Origin of the sequence: Martinezella rhizogenes (assembly GCF_027460065.1) — a bacterium.
In the GTDB taxonomy this organism is placed as follows: domain Bacteria; phylum Pseudomonadota; class Alphaproteobacteria; order Rhizobiales; family Rhizobiaceae; genus Agrobacterium; species Agrobacterium rhizogenes_C.
Genome location: NZ_JAPYZZ010000005.1, coordinates 246,440 through 261,780, shown reverse-complemented (window position 1 = coordinate 261,780; position 15,341 = coordinate 246,440). Strand labels below are relative to the sequence as shown.

The window sequence follows — 15,341 nt, the reverse complement described above, 5'->3', positions numbered from 1 at the left end:
AAGGAGCCGCACCGGATCTTGGCTCACTTGACGGCGCGAATGGCTTCCCAGTCGGCCTTGTCGTAACCGAAGTCCTCGAACTTCACTTTTTCGATGACGTTCTTCTCGAAGTCGGCCTTGTCGACTTCGGCAACGGTCAGGCCGCGCTTCTTGAAGTCTTCGACGAGGCTTTTCTCGCGTTCATCGATGGTCTTGGTGGTCCGCTCGGCGGCTTCCTGCATGACTTCGGTGAAGATTTTCTTGTCGTCATCCGAGAGCTGCGACCACAGGTTCTTCGAGATCACCGTGTTGAGGTGGTCAACGATGTGGCCGGTCAGGACGATGTTTTTCTGCACTTCGAAGAACTTCTTCGCCTCAATGGTGGTCAGCGGATTTTCCTGCGCATCGACGGTGCCGTTCTGCAGCGCCAGATAGACTTCCGCGAATGCAATCGGCGTGGTGTTGGCGCCGCAGGCGCGCGGCATGGCCAGATAAGCCGGAACGTCGGGAACGCGCATCTTCAGGCCTGCCATGTCGGCGCAGGCGGCAATCGGCTTGTTCGACGTGGTGTGGCGCGTGCCATAATAGCTGACGGCGGCGATGTGGTTGCCGGTCTTGTCCTCATAACCCTTGGCGAGGCGCTTGAAGATATCGCTCTTGGTATAGGCGATCAGGTGGCTCGGATCGCGGAAGATGTACGGAAAATAGGTGACGCCGATCGGCTTGAAATCACGTGCGGCAAAGCTCGAACCGGAGATGATGATGTCAACGGTGCCGATCTTCAGGCCCTGGTTGATATCGGCTTCCTTGCCAAGCTGCGAGGCGGGGAAAACATCCACCTTGTAGCGGCCATCGGTGCGCTTGGCGATTTCCTCTGCCGCCCAGACCGAATCCGTGTGGAACGGCTCGGAGGTCTCGTAGACATGCGCCCATTTCAGTGTGGTCTGTGCCTGTGCCGCCAAGGCGGAAAGCAGGATGGCGGCTGTTGCGCCCATCAAAGTCGACAATCTGATTTTCATTCTTAACTCCTCCCGAATTAAAGCCAGATTTCTGTTTTTCCCGTCGCCGATTACGGCGCGGTCACTCTTCCCCGATCGTTTCCTCCCCGAAACTCTCGGAAAATCTCTTTTGCGACAGAGTCAGATGCTGTCGCATCGCCTCGCGGGCGCCTGCCGGATCGTTTGCGGCAATGGCGTCGCGGATCGCGCCGTGTTCCTGCACGGCGAGGTTCCAGGTGTGCGGGCCTTCGAAATAGCTGGCGAGCTTTTCGAAAAACGGTGACAGGCTGCGCTCGTCATAGATCAGGCCGGTAAAGCGATTGAGCGCCGAATTGCCGATGATGTCGGCAATGGCGGTGTGGAAGGCCCGGTCGAAATTGAGCGCCTTTGGCGAGCTGTCGAGCGCGCCGGCCATACGTTCGATGATGTCATCGAGCTTGGCGATGCATTCCGGCGTAGCAAGCCGTGCGGCTTCCTCGGCAATCGCGCTCTCGATGATGCAGCGCGCCTGCAGAATTTCGAAAGGCCCATGCGCATCCGGCACGGGCGGCTTTTCCTTGGCCTGCCTGCCGGCAGCGCTGACATAAACGCCCGAACCCATGCGGATATGGATGTGGCCTTCCACTTCCAGAACGATAAGGGCTTCACGAACAGTTGGGCGGGAAACGCCGAAGCGTTCCGCAAGGTCCCGTTCCGCCGGCAGGCGCTGACCTTCAGTCAGCTCCCCGCTTTCGATAAGCAAGCGAATTTGTTCCGCGACCAGCCGGTAAAGGCGGCGCGGCTCCAGAGCCACAAACATGATGTCCCTCCCAGCGCGAAGGTCTCCCCCCGTTCGCGCAAGCGGTAAGATGGTCTTACCAATTTTATTAGGACGTATTTATGCGGGGCTGTCAATTAGCCGTTTTGGGAAAGCTTATAGATTATGTTTGAGGGCGGTTCAGCGGGTCGCTGGCAGCTCTTCAGCCTCCGTTGCTTTTCAGCTTCAGGCCGCCATTCTCACTCGTCACCACATTCAGTTCGCCGTAACCGCCGATGGAAAGATGCGGCGTTTCGATCGGGTGGGAATGGGTCACGTTGATGACCACAACCGCGGCCCCCATGCGTTCGCCGGCCTCAATGCCTGCGGGTGCGTCTTCGAAGACGACGCAGCTTTCCGGCGCAACGCCGAGCCTTTCGGCAGCCTTCCTGTAACCTTCGGGATCGGGCTTGCCGTTGACCACGTCGTCCGCGCAGATCATCACGGGTGGCGGTGTGACGCCGGCTGCGGCGAGCCGTTTTTCCGCCAGTTCGCGCACGGCCGAGGTGACGATGGCCCATTTCCCCGCGGGCAAAGACGCGAGAAAAGCTGCGGCGCCCGGTATCGGAATGATGCCGTCCACATCATCCATCTCGGCGCGCAATATCATGTCGGCCTCGGCATCCACATCGAGGCCGGGAACCGCCTCGCGACGGATCACCTCGGAAGCCCGCATGCCATGAATGCGCTGCAGGAAAGCATTCGGCTCGATGCCGTTCGCAACAGCCCATTCCCGCCAGACGCGCTCGACAACGGCGATCGAATTGACCAGCGTTCCGTCCATGTCGAACAGGAAGGCCGCAAACTCTTGCGAAAATATCTGCGTCTGCGGCGGGACTTTGCTGTGCATCTCATTCTTCCGTTGGAACTCTCGGGTACAGCCCGTATCTACAGCATCAAGAGGCATAACGGAATCGCTTTTCGGCTGTCGGAAGCAGATGATCGCCTCCTGAGTGTTGTTCCAGAATCGGACGCTGCGTGATGCCTGCGAGTCGAGCCGGGAGAGCAGGGGAGGTGGAGGGGGCCTGCTTCAAGGAGGAGTCAGCTTGCAGCAAGGATGCGTTGCTATCATGCGTCTTCCTTTGCAAGGCAGTGACTTAAATTCAAGGCTTAATGGGCTTTTTTGAATGTCTTGCATGAAGATTTTGGAAGTGGAATTTTATTAACGAATTCATCGCTTCAGGGGCTGCGTTAACCATTTGTTAACCATATTCGAGGTACCTAATTGTCAACGATTTGTTTACCAAGATGACCAAAGTGCTAACAGACCAGCGTTCGATCCGTATCAAAGGCCGCTCCTTCCTCGCGGTCGTCCTGTCCCCCGAATCTCCGGTCGATCAATGGCTGGAAAGGCTTGATGATCTGGCTGCCCGTTCGGCCGGTTTCTTCCTGTCGCGCCCCGTGGTTCTCGATGTGTCGGAGTTGTCGCTCGACAAGGCCGGCCTGAAGGAACTGCTGGCGGCGCTGAGAGAACGCAATGTCGGCATCATGGGCATCGAGGGTGTTCGTCCGTCGATGATCGAGCCGGGCATGCCGCCGTCGCTGAAGGGTGGCAAACCTGCTTCCGATGTCGAGGTGGAGCCGGTCGTTGCCGCTGCCGATTTACAGGAAGATAAGCCGCGTGCGTCGGGCGAAGTCCGGGCCGTCGTGCAGTCTCTGGTCATCAACGAGCCGGTGCGCTCCGGTCAGTCGATCATGTTTCCCGAAGGCGATGTCACCGTCATTGGGTCGGTCGCCTCGGGTGCGGAAATCATCGCCGGCGGTTCGGTGCATATTTACGGTGCGCTGCGCGGGCGGGCCATGGCCGGTTCGCTCGGCAATGTCTCGGCGCGCATCTTCTGCCGCAAGCTGGAGGCCGAGCTTCTGGCCATCGATGGCGTCTACAAGGTTGCCGAGGACATTGACGACAAGCTGCGCGGCCAGCCCGTCCAGCTGTGGCTGGAAAACGATACGATCAAGGCCGCGAAACTCGGCTGATAACAGAGAAACGAACAGGAACAGGAGAGAGCCATATGGGGAAGGTAGTCGTTGTAACTTCCGGCAAGGGCGGGGTCGGCAAGACCACCTCGACCGCAGCGCTTGGCGCCGCATTGGCGCAGAACAAAGAGAAGGTCGTGGTTGTCGATTTTGATGTCGGCCTGCGCAATCTCGATCTCGTCATGGGTGCTGAACGCCGCGTGGTTTACGATCTCGTCAACGTCATCCAGGGCGACGCCAAGCTGACGCAGGCGTTGATCCGCGACAAGCGCCTCGAGACGCTGTTCCTTCTGCCCGCCTCGCAGACGCGCGACAAGGATAATCTGACGCCGGAAGGTGTCGAATGGGTCATCAACGAGTTGAAGAAGCACTTCGACTGGGTGATCTGCGACAGCCCGGCCGGTATCGAACGCGGCGCGACGCTGGCCATGCGCCATGCGGATGTGGCGGTTGTCGTTACCAATCCGGAAGTATCTTCGGTGCGTGATAGCGACCGCATCATCGGCCTGCTCGATTCCAAGACGCTGAAAGCAGAACGCGGCGAGCGCATGGAAAAGCACCTGCTCCTGACGCGTTACGATTCCGCCCGCGCCGAACGCGGCGACATGCTGAAGGTGGATGACGTTCTGGAAATCCTCTCCATTCCGCTGCTCGGCATCATTCCCGAAAGCACGGATGTACTGCGCGCTTCCAACGTCGGTGCGCCCGTCACGCTGGCGGATGCCCGTTGCGCGCCGGCCATGGCCTATTTCGACGCCGCCCGCCGCCTCTCCGGCGAGGATATTCCGGTCGTCATCCCGGGCGAGAAGCGTGGCATCTTCTCCAAGATCTTCGCAAGGAGGGCTGCATGAGCATCTTCAGTATCTTCCGCAAACAGAAGTCGGCACCGCTTGCGCGTGAACGCCTGCAGGTGCTGCTCGCCCACGAAAGGGCGTCGTCGGGAACCGATCTCGTCGCCGTTCTCCGGGAAGAAATTCTAGCCGTCATCGCCAGGCATGTGCAAATCGATGGCGACCGTGTGCATGTGAAGATGGATCGCGACGAGCATTTCTCCATATTGGAGATCGATGTCGAAATCCCGTTGGGCGCCGATCTGCGCGCTGCATAAGGCATTTCATAAAAACGCCGCCCACCTTGGAGCGGCGTTTTTTATTCCGCCGTTGTATCCACGGGTCTTCGAAATGCTTCTGCCAGATCCCCGGGCAGCGGACGTTTCAGGTTGATGCCGTTTGGCGGGATCGGCGCGTTGAACCATTTGTCGTAGATTTTCTCGATTTCGCCGCTTTCATAGATCTGCCCCAGGGCTTCGTTGACGGCGTCCCGGAAACCGGTATCGCCGTGCCGCAACATCAGGCCGTAGGGCTGTGGCGGGGCGAGATATTCGTTCGAGATGACATAATCTTCCGGCCTGCCGGTCTCGGCGACGAAGGATCGCAGGAGGATATCGTCCATGACGAAGGCAGAGGCGCGGTTTTCCGTCACCATGTCGAAACTGCCCTCCGTGCTGTCATTCTGCAGGACGGCGATGTTCAGTCCCAGTTTGCGATTGAGCACGTTGAGCTGGCTGATATTGATGGTGCCCGTCGTTACCACCACCGTTCGTCCGGCAAGGTCGGTGACCGTGTTCAGACCGCTTGATTTCAGCGCTACATAACGCGTGCCGGTGATGAAGTGGCTGTAGGAGAACCAGACGGCCTTGCGCCGTTCTTCCGTATTCGTGCTCGCCACGCATTCCATGTCCATGGTGCCGTCGTTGAGAAGCATGATGCGGTTGCTGGGCGTGCGCTTGACGAACTCGACCTTCAGTTCCGGAAGGGCTAGCTTTTTCTTGATGGAATCCGCAACGCGCAGGCACAGCTCGATGCTGTAGCCGATCGGCTCCGGGCCGGTGCCGAGATAGGAAAAGGGAATATTGCGATCGGCATAACCGAGCCGGATCGTGCCGGTCCTGGCAATGGTTTCAAGCGTCGGCGGTTGGGCGCTGTCGCTGGCCGCCTCTACAGGCAGAAAACTCAAGAGAAACAACAACAGCCACAATGTCGATCTCTGCATCGCGCATCTCCAGCTAAAATAATCCGTTAAAACATCTTCATCAAATCAATGCGGTTCGGCGTCTTGCGCTTTCAGTCCTGGTATTCGCTCGGATTGTCGTAGGCCTGCTTCAGGGAAGCGGCCATCGGCAGGTTCAGGTTCATGCCATTCGGCGGAATGGGTTTGGTGAACCATTTTTCATAAAGGCCGTGAATGGTCGAACTGGTGTAGATATGCCGAAGACTATCATTGACCGCCGCCTTGAACGCCGGGTCGTTCCGCCGGAAAACCAGACCATAGGGTTCGGGGGCGCTGAGCGTTTCCTCGGAGAGTGCATAAAGGTCCGGATTTTCCGAGGTTGCCGCCAGCGCCGCCAGCAATATGCCGTCCATCACGAAGGCGGAGGCCTTGCCGGCAACAACGAGGTCGAAGGCTTCCTCATTGGTCTTGGTCGGCATGACAGAGATATTGAGGTTCTTCGCCCGGTTCACGGCATTGAGCTGCTCGATGTTGACGGTGCCGGAGGCGGATGTGACGGATCGCCCGGCGAGATCGGCAAGGTTTTTCAGATTGTCCTGCTTGCGGGAGAGAAACTGCGTCGCGGTCATGAAATTGGGATAGGAGAAATCGACGGTTTTGCGACGTTCGCTATTATTGGTCGTGGCGGCGCATTCAATGTCGATCTGGCCGCTGCGGACAAGAATGAAGCGGGTCGCGGGCGTTGCCTTGACATATTCGAGCTCGATCTTGTCGAGCTTCAGCCTGCTACGAATATCCTCGCTGATCGCCCGACAGAGATCGGTCGAGAAGCCGGTAACCTCGCCGTTTGGCAATTGATAGGAAAAGGGCGGTTCGGCCTCACGATAGCCGATGCGGATTTTTGCGGTTCTGGCAATCTGCTGAAGCGTGTCGCCTTCGTCGGCGGCCTGCAGCGTGGTAACAGGGGTAAAGCATGTGAGGAAAAGGCAAAATACTGAAAGGCGCATTTTATGTCCTTTTGGTCAGCGGCTGGTTTCTCAAATCGCTTTTTGTGGTGGGTGATAGGTGTCGCGTGCTGGCCGACCGGCATCGCCGTATTCATCCTTGGCGACAGGCGAGATAACGGCGCGGTTCCTGAGGATCCGGGCAAGCGGCGCGGGTTCGGCAAAATAATAGCCCTGCGCTTCATCGCATCCCGAAAGCTTGAGGGCCTCGAGCTGATCCATGTTTTCAACGCCCTCGGCGGTCACTTTCAGGCCGATCTGCTCGGCCATATCGATGATGGTGTTGACGATGGCCGAACACATGGGATTTGTGGGCAGGCCGGAGACGAATTCGCGGTCGATCTTGATCTTGTCGAAGGCGACATGGGTCAGCGTGCTGAGCCCGGCATAACCGGTGCCGAAATCATCAAGTGCTAAACGGACGCCTCTTTCCTTCAGCAATTTCAGCGCTTTCGTACTGCTGTCACGCTCCAGCATCGCGGTTTCCGTCACTTCCAGTTCCAGCCGCTCGGCCGGGAAGCCGGATTTTTCCAGCGCCCGGTCGACAACAGGGACGATATCGTCATTGGAGAGCTGGACCGCGGACAGATTGACGGCGAGCCGGATATCTCTGGGCCAATGCATCGCATCCGTACAGGCCTGCGCCAGCACCCATTCGCCCAAAGGCTTGATGAAATTGTTCTCTTCGGCAAGCGTGATGAAGCGGTCCGGGGTGATGAGGCCGAGCTTGCCGTGCCGCCAGCGGGCCAGCGCCTCGTAAGCGACGATGCGGCCGCTCTGCAGATTGACCACGGGCTGGTAGTGCAGCTCGAATTCCTGGTTTTCGAGCGCGGATTTCATGTCTATTTCCAGCGCATGCTTGTGCTTCGCCGCCATGTCCATGCCCGGCTCGTAAAAGACGAAATAACCGCAGCCCATGGATTTCGCGCGGTAAAGGCCGAGATCGGCATATTGCAGGAGCTGTGTGGCGGATGTGCCGTTGCCCGGCGCGCAGGCGATGCCGATGCTGGTATCGATGCTGATGTCGCTACCTTCGAGGTTGAAGCTGCGGGACACCGCGTGCACTACTCTGGCCGCAAGCATCGCCGCATCGCTCTCAAAGTCGCCGTTTGTCGATTGTATGATCGCGAATTCGTCGCCGCCGAGGCGGCTCACCATGTCGTTTTCACCGAGCACGGAAGAAATGCGCGAGGCTACCGCCACCAGCAGGGCATCGCCGGCGGCATGCCCCAGCGTGTCATTGACGGCCTTGAAGCGGTCGAGATCAAGCAGCATGACATTGAACGGTTGGCCTGACGCGGAAAGATGTTCGAGACGGTTCTCCAGCGTCTTCATCAGCAGCACGCGGTTGGGCAGCCCGGTCAGAGCATCGTGATGCGCCATATGTTCGAGCTGCTGTGCCATATCGCGTATCTGCCGCAGGCGTCCGCGTTCCAGAACTGCCTCACGCAACGTTTCGATGGCGGTCGCCATGTCGCCGATCTCGTCCCGTCGCTCCTGAAAGGGTGTGACGACATCGGTTTCCTCCCGGGCAATTCGAAGTGTCGCCTGCACCAGCGCCGGGACAGGTTTGAGGAAATGCCGGGCAATGACGGTCACAAGTACGCCGGTGACGGTCAGGACCACGATCAGCGCGGCAAGCGAATTATAGATCAGCTTGCGTTGCGCGCCATAAAGCGCATCCGAACCGCCGATACTGACGGCGACCGCACCGATGGGTTTCTTCGTTTCCGTGCTGATGATCGGCAGCAGACCGATATAGTGGCTGGACTCGCCGATGGTGGCAAAACCGGTGGAAAAACGTGCGGCAACGGCATCTCTCGAAAATATCGGATCGGTGGCCAGCGGTTTCTCGTCGTCGTCAGTGGCGTTGTCGAAGGCCGCGGCGATCTGCCTGAAACCGGCATCGTCCTCATCGTAACGGAAAAGCCAGACGGCATTTTTCGTCTGCGCGCCGATGAGGGCGAGAACGTCGCTGGGATTGAAACCGGTAACGAGAATGGATCCGTCGTCGCCAATCGGCTTGTCGGTCAATATGCCGTTGACCTGCCCGTCCGCATCGGCAGTGACGCTGACATAGGTATAGATGCTGCGCAGCGTGGCGCTGGCGATCTGTGAATTGACGCGGGCCTGATTGAGCCATTGCTCGCTGGCGGCGGCAACGAACATGTACCAGCCCACAAGCGCGCCAATGCTGTAGGAAAAGATCACGCCACCCAGGAATATCAGGGTTATCTTGCTGGCGAGCGAGCGCCGCCGCGAAAACCGGCCCATTTCCGGCTGCGTCGTTGAGCGAAGCGTTTGGCCGGGTTCAATCTGTCTATCTGTCCCCTGATAGGCAGTCTCTTCCATTCGCGATAGTCCCCCGCGATGTCGCGTTATGATTGTTTTATGGAATTTTTATAGGGCATGTATTTCGGCGGTGTCTGCTAAATAATTCAACAAAGTTTAGATGCGATTAAGAATTAATCCGTCTTTTTATAGTCGTCGCTGATATGCGGCGCGACGGGCATATATCTGCGGTTGAAAAAACCATCCTGCCGGAAACGGAGCGCGGGCTCAGGATTTTGCACCGCCCGGATGACCATGGCTGTGGTGATTGGCCTTGCCAAGTGGCCGAGAAACGGCATGTTGAGCGCGACATGCGGGTTTCAGGGAAGACATCATGGCTCACCGAGGCAAAAACATCGCGCAACTTTCCGTTCTTATGCAAAGCGGCCATCTCGATCCGCGCGCTTTGGCGGAGGAGACGCTCGATGCGATCGGCAAAGAGGATGACCAGGCGATCTTTGTTAGCCTCACCTCGGCGCGGGCCATGGCGGAGGCGGAAAGTGCATCGAAACGCATTCGCGAGGGCCGTTCCTGTGGCGTGCTTGATGGCATTCCGGTGGCCTGGAAGGATCTGTTCGATGTCGAGGGCATGGTTACCACCGCTGGATCGAAGGTATTGTCGGATGATGCGCCTGCGTCCCGCGATGCGGATGTGGTGGCGGCGCTGAAGCAGGCCGGAATGGTTTCCATCGGCCGCACCAATATGAGTGAGTTCGCTTTTTCCGGTCTCGGCATTAACCCGCATTACGGTACGCCGCGCAATCCTGTTTCCACGGACGGCCATCGCCTGCCGGGCGGCTCTTCATCTGGCGCAGGTGTCGCCGTCGCCGCCGGTCTGGTGCCGGTGGCGATCGGTACGGATACGGGCGGTTCGGTGCGCATTCCGGCCGCCTTCAATGGCGTGGTGGGATATAAGGCGAGCCGTGGCCGCTATTCGATGCGCGGAGTTTATCCTCTGGCGAAAAGCCTCGATTCGCTCGGGCCGCTGACCCGCACCGTGCAGGACGCCGTCTGGGTGGATGCCGCCATGCGCGGCAGGACGGCCGCGGATCTGGCGCGCATGCCTTTGTCCGGCGTGTCGCTCGTGGTGCCGGAAACGGTGGTTTTTGATGGCATCGAGCCGGGCGTCGCTGCTGCATTTGAACAGGCGGTGGAGCGGCTGGTCCGAGCCGGCGCTTCGGTGCGGCGGCAGGCATTCCCGGTCTTTTCGGAATTGTTCGATCTCATCAGGGAAAAGGGGGCGCTGGTGACGGCGGAAGCCTTTGCCCTGCACAAAGCCCGGCTGGAAGGTGCTGAAGCCGCGCGCATGGACCCGCGCGTGGTCATGCGAACAAGGCTCGGAGCGAATATCTCCATGCCTGACTATATCGCCATCGTCGAGGCGCGCGAACGGATGACGGCGGCGTTTTCCACCATGATCGGCAGGGACGAGCTTCTGGCTTCACCGACTTTGCCGCATGTCGCGGCCAAGGTCGCGCCGCTTGTGGAAAATGACGATGCCTTTTTCGCGATGAATGCGAAGACGCTGCGCAACACCCAGATCGGCAATTTCCTGGATCACTGCGGCGTGTCTATTCCCTGCGGAACCGGCGAGGCAGGAATGCCGGTCGGCCTGCTGCTCTCGGGCCTGGATGGAACGGATGACCATCTGCTGGCTGTTGCGATGGCTGCGGAAGAAATTATCCGCGACTGGTGAGATGGAAGAGCGGCCTTTCAGGGCCGCTCTCGTTGCAACCGTTAGCGTGCCGCCCAGTTGGCGCCGCGGCGGAACATGGTCTTCATCTGCGGCACGGAAAATTCCTTGGCCTGATGGCCGAGCGCCGAATAAAAGACGCGGCCCTTACCGTATTTGCGCTTCCAGACGACCGGCATCACCACGCCGTCGATCCACCAGGCATGGTCGCCGGTGAATTTCGTTGTCGCCAGAACCTCGTTCGAGGGGTCGACATGCATGTAATATTGTTCCGACGTATAGGGAAAATCGGAAATCCCCTCCATCAGCGGATCGTCGGGGCGGGTGATGTTGACGGTGTAATCGATAATATTACCGGGATGAGCGACCCATTGGCCGCCGATCATGAACTGATATTCCACACATTCGCGGAAGCTGTCGCCCGCACCGCCATGAAAGCCGGCAATGCCAACGCCGTTTTCGACGGCCGCCGTCAGGTTCTTGATTTCTTCCTTCTCAATCTTCGACATGGTGACGATCGGCACCACGAGGCTGAGATCATGCACTGAGGGATCGGCAAAGGCTTCCGTGCTGTGCTCCACATAGACCTTGAAACCGTCTTCCTCCAGCATGTCCTTGACGATGGCGGCGCATTCCTGTGGCTCGTGGCCGCTCCAGCCGCCCCAGACGATAAGTGCTTCGCGCATTTATTTCCTCCTCAGGATTATTTGCCGAGCTGGCCGTCGACCAGCGATGTTTCAAGCGGAGCAGGGCGCTCCACCTTGGTGGTGATGGAAATGGTGGTGCCGCTGTCCGATGCCGTCTGGAAGGCTTCCATGACTTCCAGCACATGCAGGGCAAGATCGCCATTGGCGCGGTGCGGTCGGTTCTCGCGGATCGCATGGGCCATGTCCGCCACGCCGATGGACCGGTAATTGCCGTCGGCATAGGGGGATGACAGCGCCTGCGGTTCGAACTGGCCGCCCTTTTTCAGCAATTGCACCTCGCCGCCGAAATGGTTGGGATCGGGCACGATCAGCGTGCCTTCCGTGCCGTAGATTTCCAGCGGCACGTGTTTATGGCCGGCGACATCGAAGCTCATTCCCACCTGCACCACGGCGCCATTCTCAAACGCCAGCACGCCAGAAACATGGGTGGCGACATGAACGGGGATTTTTTCGCCATTCTTCGGCTCGCTGGTGATGAGGCGCTCGTTGCGCGGAGCAATGGCAAAGCCCGCGACCTTGGCGACCGGACCAAACAGATTGACGAGATCGGTGATGTAATAGGGTCCCATATCCAGCATCGGCCCGCCCCCAACCTCGTAATAGAAGGCGGGGTTGGGGTGCCAGCGCTCATGGCCAGGGCACATGAAGGTGGCCGTTCCGCCGACCGGCTGGCCCAGAACGCCCTCGTCGATCAGCCGGCGCGCTGTCTGGTGGCCGCCGCCGAGGAATGTATCGGGGGCCGAGCCGATACGCAGACCCCTCGCTTTTGCCGCATCCGCAAGACGTTTGCCTTCGGCGAAATTGATGCCCAGCGGCTTCTCGGAATAGGCGTGTTTGCCGGCATCCAGCGCCCGCAGACCTACTTCCACATGCGCCTTGGGGATGGTCAGGTTGACGATGATTTCCACTGTGGGGTCAGAAAGAAGCGCGTCGATGCTTTTTGCCTGAAGGCCGAATTCGTCCGCCCGCGCCTTCGCCACCTCCTCGTTCATATCCGCAAGACCGCGAATATCGAGAATCGGAAACGAGGCCATGGCCTTGAGATAGGCACTGGAGATGTTGCCGCAGCCGATGATGCCGATACCGACCTTTTTCATGTAATTCCTCCCGTAAATCAGAAATGCCGAATCCCGTGCACGAGCCTTTCGGCTAGAGCGCCGGCCCCGTGGTGTTCCATGGCGATTCGTAAAGTTCGTAAAGCGCGACGGCCGCAGCCCCCTGCGCCCATAATTCGTCGCTCGCAATGTCGAAAACCAGTTCCGCGACACCGGCCAGGGATGGTGGCACGGCAGCGTTGTAGCTGTCGCGAATGCTGGTGATGAAGGGTTCGCCCAGTTCAAGGCTGGAGCCGGTAATGATGACCCGCGGTGGCGCAAACAGCGTGACGATATTGGCAAGTGTCAGGCCGAGTGCCGCACCGGCGCGCAATGCCGCGGCGATGAGATCATGGTCTTCCGCTGCAATCAGTGCATGGGCATGCTGCATGCCGCGACCGAGCCGGATGGCCTCGGCAAAACGCCCGTCCACAGGACGAGAGCCAAGAATGGCATTTTCGCCCGCTTGGCTCGCCAGCCGCACGGTACCTTCATTGGCAAGGCCAATGACGAGGTCGCCGAGATTGTGGCTGAGGCCGCCCGCCCCGCGGAAGAGCTGGTTCTGATGCAGCACGCCGAGCCCGAGCGTCTGTTCGAGCGAAATCAGCACCATGTCTTCGAGATCACGCGCATGGCCGAACCAGTGATGGGCGAGTGTGATGGCGTGGGCGTCGCTTTCGATGATGGTCGGCGAACTCAGCCGTGCCGTCATTTCCTCGGCGAAATTGACATTCACTTCCCGCAGGATAGGGCTGCTGCGGATCTTGCCGGTGCGGTGCTCGATGACGCCGGGCAGGCCAAGACAGACCATGTCCACATCCTCAAGCGAAAAGCCGGCATCGACGACGCAGCGGCGCACCCCGTCCTCCACCAGATCGGCAATGACGCCAATCGGCTGGCGGTCGACGCGGATCGGCAGGGAAAGGGTCGACAGCACATTGCCGCAGAAATCGGTGACGACGAAAACCATGCGGTTCGCGGCGATCTTGGCGCCCACCACGCGGGCGGCATCCGGGTTCAGCTCCAGCATCACGCGCGGTCTGCCGCGTGCACCTTCGGTGCGGATATCGCCGATATGGCGGGTGAGGATAAGCCCGTCATCCAGCAGCGAGGCGGTGATCGCCGAAACGGTCGTGGTGGAGAGCTGCGTTCTTTCGCTGATTTCCACCCGCGAGATTGGCCCATGGCGGCGGATGCTGTCCAGCACGCTCAGCCTGTTGATCGCGCGCATCAATTCTGGGTCTGCGGTCTTCATGGTGTCCTGCTGCGATCAATGCCGTTTCTTCCCGATTTATATCGGAATGCGGATTAAATAACGGGGTGGGGGTGGGGTGTGTCAAGCGCCAAGCGCAAAAAATCGGCATTGTGCCTTGACAATGAGTGAACCCTGATATGAATTAATCCGCATTGGGGAATAAATGAGGAAATCCCCGAGGGAGGATCACCATCATGACGATTTGGCACGCAGGCGCAAGCCTGAGCGGCAGGCTGACAGGCTTTGCCGCAACGACAAGCATTGCTCTCATGCTCGGCGCCGCAAGCGCCTCGGCCGCGACGGTCGTTAAATGGATGCATGTGGAACTGGACCCCAAATCCGTGGCTGTCTGGGAGGAGATTGCCAAGGAATATGAGGCCAAGCACCCCGATGTCGATATTCAGCTGCAGTTCCTCGAAAACGAGGCCTTCAAGGCAAAATTGCCGACGCTGTTGCAATCCAACGACGTGCCTGACTTCTTTTACAGCTGGGGCGGCGGCGTCCTGGAGGAGCAGTCCAAGACCGGCGCGCTGAAGGACCTGACCGAAGTTTTCGATGCGGATGGCGGCAAGCTGCGTCAGGCCTATAATGCCTCCGCAATCGATGGTCTGTCGTTCGATGGCAAGACCTGGGCCGTGCCTTACCGCGTCAGCCTCGTCAGCTTCTTTTATAACAAAGAGCTGTTTTCCAAGGCCGGCGTGAAAGCAGAAGACATCAAGACCTGGGATGATCTGAGCGCCACGGTCAAGAAGATCAAGCAGGCGGGTATCGTGCCGATTGCCGGCGGCGGCGGCGAAAAATGGCCGATCCATTTCTACTGGAGCTATCTCGTCATGCGCAATGGCGGGCAGGCGGTGTTCGATGCTGCCCGCAAGGGCGAAGGCAAAGGGTTCATGGACCCGGCCATCATCAAGGCGGGTGAACAGCTGGCCGAGTTCGGCAAGCTCGAGCCCTTCCAGCCCGGCTATCTTGGCTCCACCTGGCCGCAGGCGCTCGGCGTCTTCGGCGACGGCAAGGCGGCCATCATCCTGGGCTTCGACAATACCGAGGCCAACCAGCGCAAGAATGCCGGCGACGGCAAGGGGCTTGCCCCTGAAAATATCGGCCGCTTCGCCTTTCCGGTCGTTGAAGGCGGTGCCGGCAAGGCCACCGATACGCTGGGCGGCTTGAACGGCTGGGCGGTCACTAAGAACGCCTCCAAGGAAGCGATCGATTTCGCGACCTTCCTGACCAGCAAGGCAAGCGAAGAAAAGATGGCGACTGCAGGCATGATCCTGCCGGTTGCGACGGGTGCTGCCGGTGCGGTGAAGAACCCGCTGCTGGCGGATTCGGCCAAGCAGCTTGCCGCCTCCACCTGGCACCAGAACTTCTTCGATCAGACACTGGGGGCCGCTGTTGGCCGCGTCGTCAATGATGTCTCTGTCGAGATCGTCTCCGGCCAGATGACCGCAGAGGAAGGCGCCCAGCAGATTCAGGACGCATTCGAACTGCGCTGAT

General features: G+C 59.3%; 14 protein-coding genes. 5 read left to right on the top strand and 9 right to left on the bottom strand.

Going from position 1 to position 15,341, the window contains the following annotated elements; translation table 11 throughout:
* Window positions 1–23: 23 nt before the first annotated feature.
* From O8B93_RS10880 to O8B93_RS10870, 3 genes are all read right to left on the bottom strand, one after another.
* The gene (locus O8B93_RS10880; protein WP_110760313.1) at window positions 24–998 is read right to left on the bottom strand and encodes a sialic acid TRAP transporter substrate-binding protein SiaP; all 975 of its coding nucleotides are present in this window, start codon (window positions 996–998) and stop codon (window positions 24–26) included.
* A gap of 61 nt (window positions 999–1,059) precedes the next feature.
* A complete protein-coding gene (locus tag O8B93_RS10875) occupies window positions 1,060–1,776 on the bottom strand; it encodes a FadR/GntR family transcriptional regulator (RefSeq protein WP_269709856.1) in 717 nt (238 codons plus the stop codon).
* 160 nt (window positions 1,777–1,936) lie between these two features.
* Window positions 1,937–2,623: an HAD family hydrolase gene (locus O8B93_RS10870; protein WP_269709854.1), complete on the bottom strand. Its 687-nt coding sequence runs from the start codon at window positions 2,621–2,623 to the stop codon at window positions 1,937–1,939.
* A 398-nt stretch (window positions 2,624–3,021) separates the two neighbouring features.
* Here O8B93_RS10870 and minC point away from each other — a divergent pair, with 398 nt between their 5' ends.
* From minC to minE, 3 genes are read left to right on the top strand one after another with little or no spacing between them, the layout of a single operon-like run.
* Entirely contained in the window at window positions 3,022–3,750 is a 729-nt protein-coding gene (gene minC, locus O8B93_RS10865; protein WP_269709852.1) for a septum site-determining protein MinC, read from the top strand.
* 35 nt (window positions 3,751–3,785) lie between these two features.
* Entirely contained in the window at window positions 3,786–4,601 is an 816-nt protein-coding gene (minD, locus tag O8B93_RS10860; protein WP_080829757.1) for a septum site-determining protein MinD, read from the top strand.
* A complete protein-coding gene (gene minE, locus O8B93_RS10855) occupies window positions 4,598–4,858 on the top strand; it encodes a cell division topological specificity factor MinE (protein ID WP_269709850.1) in 261 nt (86 codons plus the stop codon). The genes minD and minE overlap by 4 nt, the downstream gene beginning before the upstream one ends.
* 41 nt (window positions 4,859–4,899) lie before the next feature.
* On the opposite strand, the gene O8B93_RS10850 is transcribed toward minE, so the two are convergent.
* From O8B93_RS10850 to O8B93_RS10840, 3 genes are all read right to left on the bottom strand, one after another.
* Window positions 4,900–5,802 (bottom strand): amino acid ABC transporter substrate-binding protein, encoded by a 903-nt coding sequence (locus tag O8B93_RS10850; protein ID WP_269709848.1) that lies wholly within the window; start codon window positions 5,800–5,802, stop codon window positions 4,900–4,902.
* 71 nt (window positions 5,803–5,873) lie between these two features.
* Complete coding sequence (locus O8B93_RS10845) at window positions 5,874–6,767, bottom strand: amino acid ABC transporter substrate-binding protein (protein ID WP_269709846.1); 894 nt, start codon at window positions 6,765–6,767, stop codon at window positions 5,874–5,876.
* Window positions 6,768–6,797: 30 nt separating this feature from the next.
* A complete protein-coding gene (locus O8B93_RS10840) occupies window positions 6,798–9,116 on the bottom strand; it encodes a sensor domain-containing phosphodiesterase (protein WP_269709845.1) in 2,319 nt (772 codons plus the stop codon).
* 313 nt (window positions 9,117–9,429) lie between these two features.
* Between O8B93_RS10840 and O8B93_RS10835 the strand changes: the two genes are divergently transcribed.
* A complete protein-coding gene (locus tag O8B93_RS10835) occupies window positions 9,430–10,791 on the top strand; it encodes an amidase (RefSeq protein ID WP_269709843.1) in 1,362 nt (453 codons plus the stop codon).
* Between the two features lie 41 nt (window positions 10,792–10,832).
* Here the strand turns inward: O8B93_RS10835 and O8B93_RS10830 are convergent, their stop codons facing one another.
* From O8B93_RS10830 to O8B93_RS10820, 3 genes are read right to left on the bottom strand one after another with little or no spacing between them, the layout of a single operon-like run.
* Window positions 10,833–11,474: a ThuA domain-containing protein gene (locus O8B93_RS10830; RefSeq protein WP_269709841.1), complete on the bottom strand. Its 642-nt coding sequence runs from the start codon at window positions 11,472–11,474 to the stop codon at window positions 10,833–10,835.
* A gap of 17 nt (window positions 11,475–11,491) precedes the next feature.
* Entirely contained in the window at window positions 11,492–12,592 is a 1,101-nt protein-coding gene (locus O8B93_RS10825; RefSeq protein ID WP_269709839.1) for a Gfo/Idh/MocA family protein, read from the bottom strand.
* Window positions 12,593–12,644: 52 nt separating this feature from the next.
* Window positions 12,645–13,844: an ROK family transcriptional regulator gene (locus tag O8B93_RS10820; RefSeq protein WP_269709837.1), complete on the bottom strand. Its 1,200-nt coding sequence runs from the start codon at window positions 13,842–13,844 to the stop codon at window positions 12,645–12,647.
* Between the two features lie 194 nt (window positions 13,845–14,038).
* Here O8B93_RS10820 and O8B93_RS10815 point away from each other — a divergent pair, with 194 nt between their 5' ends.
* Window positions 14,039–15,340 carry an ABC transporter substrate-binding protein gene (locus O8B93_RS10815; protein ID WP_269709835.1) on the top strand — a complete coding sequence of 434 codons (1,302 nt, stop codon included), beginning with the start codon at window positions 14,039–14,041 and terminating at the stop codon, window positions 15,338–15,340.
* The last annotated feature ends 1 nt before the right edge of the window (window position 15,341 follow it).

What these genes read in the sequence shown, in the direction of transcription:
- O8B93_RS10845 (WP_269709846.1), bottom strand. Translation starts at nt 6,767, where the DNA reads ATGCGCCTTTCAGTATTTTGCCTTTTCCTCACATGCTTTACCCCTGTT.
- O8B93_RS10880 (WP_110760313.1), bottom strand. Translation starts at nt 998, where the DNA reads ATGAAAATCAGATTGTCGACTTTGATGGGCGCAACAGCCGCCATCCTG.
- minD (WP_080829757.1), top strand. Translation starts at nt 3,786, where the DNA reads ATGGGGAAGGTAGTCGTTGTAACTTCCGGCAAGGGCGGGGTCGGCAAG.
- O8B93_RS10830 (WP_269709841.1), bottom strand. Translation starts at nt 11,474, where the DNA reads ATGCGCGAAGCACTTATCGTCTGGGGCGGCTGGAGCGGCCACGAGCCA.
- O8B93_RS10840 (WP_269709845.1), bottom strand. Translation starts at nt 9,116, where the DNA reads ATGGAAGAGACTGCCTATCAGGGGACAGATAGACAGATTGAACCCGGC.
- O8B93_RS10820 (WP_269709837.1), bottom strand. Translation starts at nt 13,844, where the DNA reads ATGAAGACCGCAGACCCAGAATTGATGCGCGCGATCAACAGGCTGAGC.
- O8B93_RS10825 (WP_269709839.1), bottom strand. Translation starts at nt 12,592, where the DNA reads ATGAAAAAGGTCGGTATCGGCATCATCGGCTGCGGCAACATCTCCAGT.
- O8B93_RS10850 (WP_269709848.1), bottom strand. Translation starts at nt 5,802, where the DNA reads ATGCAGAGATCGACATTGTGGCTGTTGTTGTTTCTCTTGAGTTTTCTG.
- O8B93_RS10835 (WP_269709843.1), top strand. Translation starts at nt 9,430, where the DNA reads ATGGCTCACCGAGGCAAAAACATCGCGCAACTTTCCGTTCTTATGCAA.
- minC (WP_269709852.1), top strand. Translation starts at nt 3,022, where the DNA reads ATGACCAAAGTGCTAACAGACCAGCGTTCGATCCGTATCAAAGGCCGC.
- O8B93_RS10815 (WP_269709835.1), top strand. Translation starts at nt 14,039, where the DNA reads ATGACGATTTGGCACGCAGGCGCAAGCCTGAGCGGCAGGCTGACAGGC.
- minE (WP_269709850.1), top strand. Translation starts at nt 4,598, where the DNA reads ATGAGCATCTTCAGTATCTTCCGCAAACAGAAGTCGGCACCGCTTGCG.
- O8B93_RS10875 (WP_269709856.1), bottom strand. Translation starts at nt 1,776, where the DNA reads ATGTTTGTGGCTCTGGAGCCGCGCCGCCTTTACCGGCTGGTCGCGGAA.
- O8B93_RS10870 (WP_269709854.1), bottom strand. Translation starts at nt 2,623, where the DNA reads ATGCACAGCAAAGTCCCGCCGCAGACGCAGATATTTTCGCAAGAGTTT.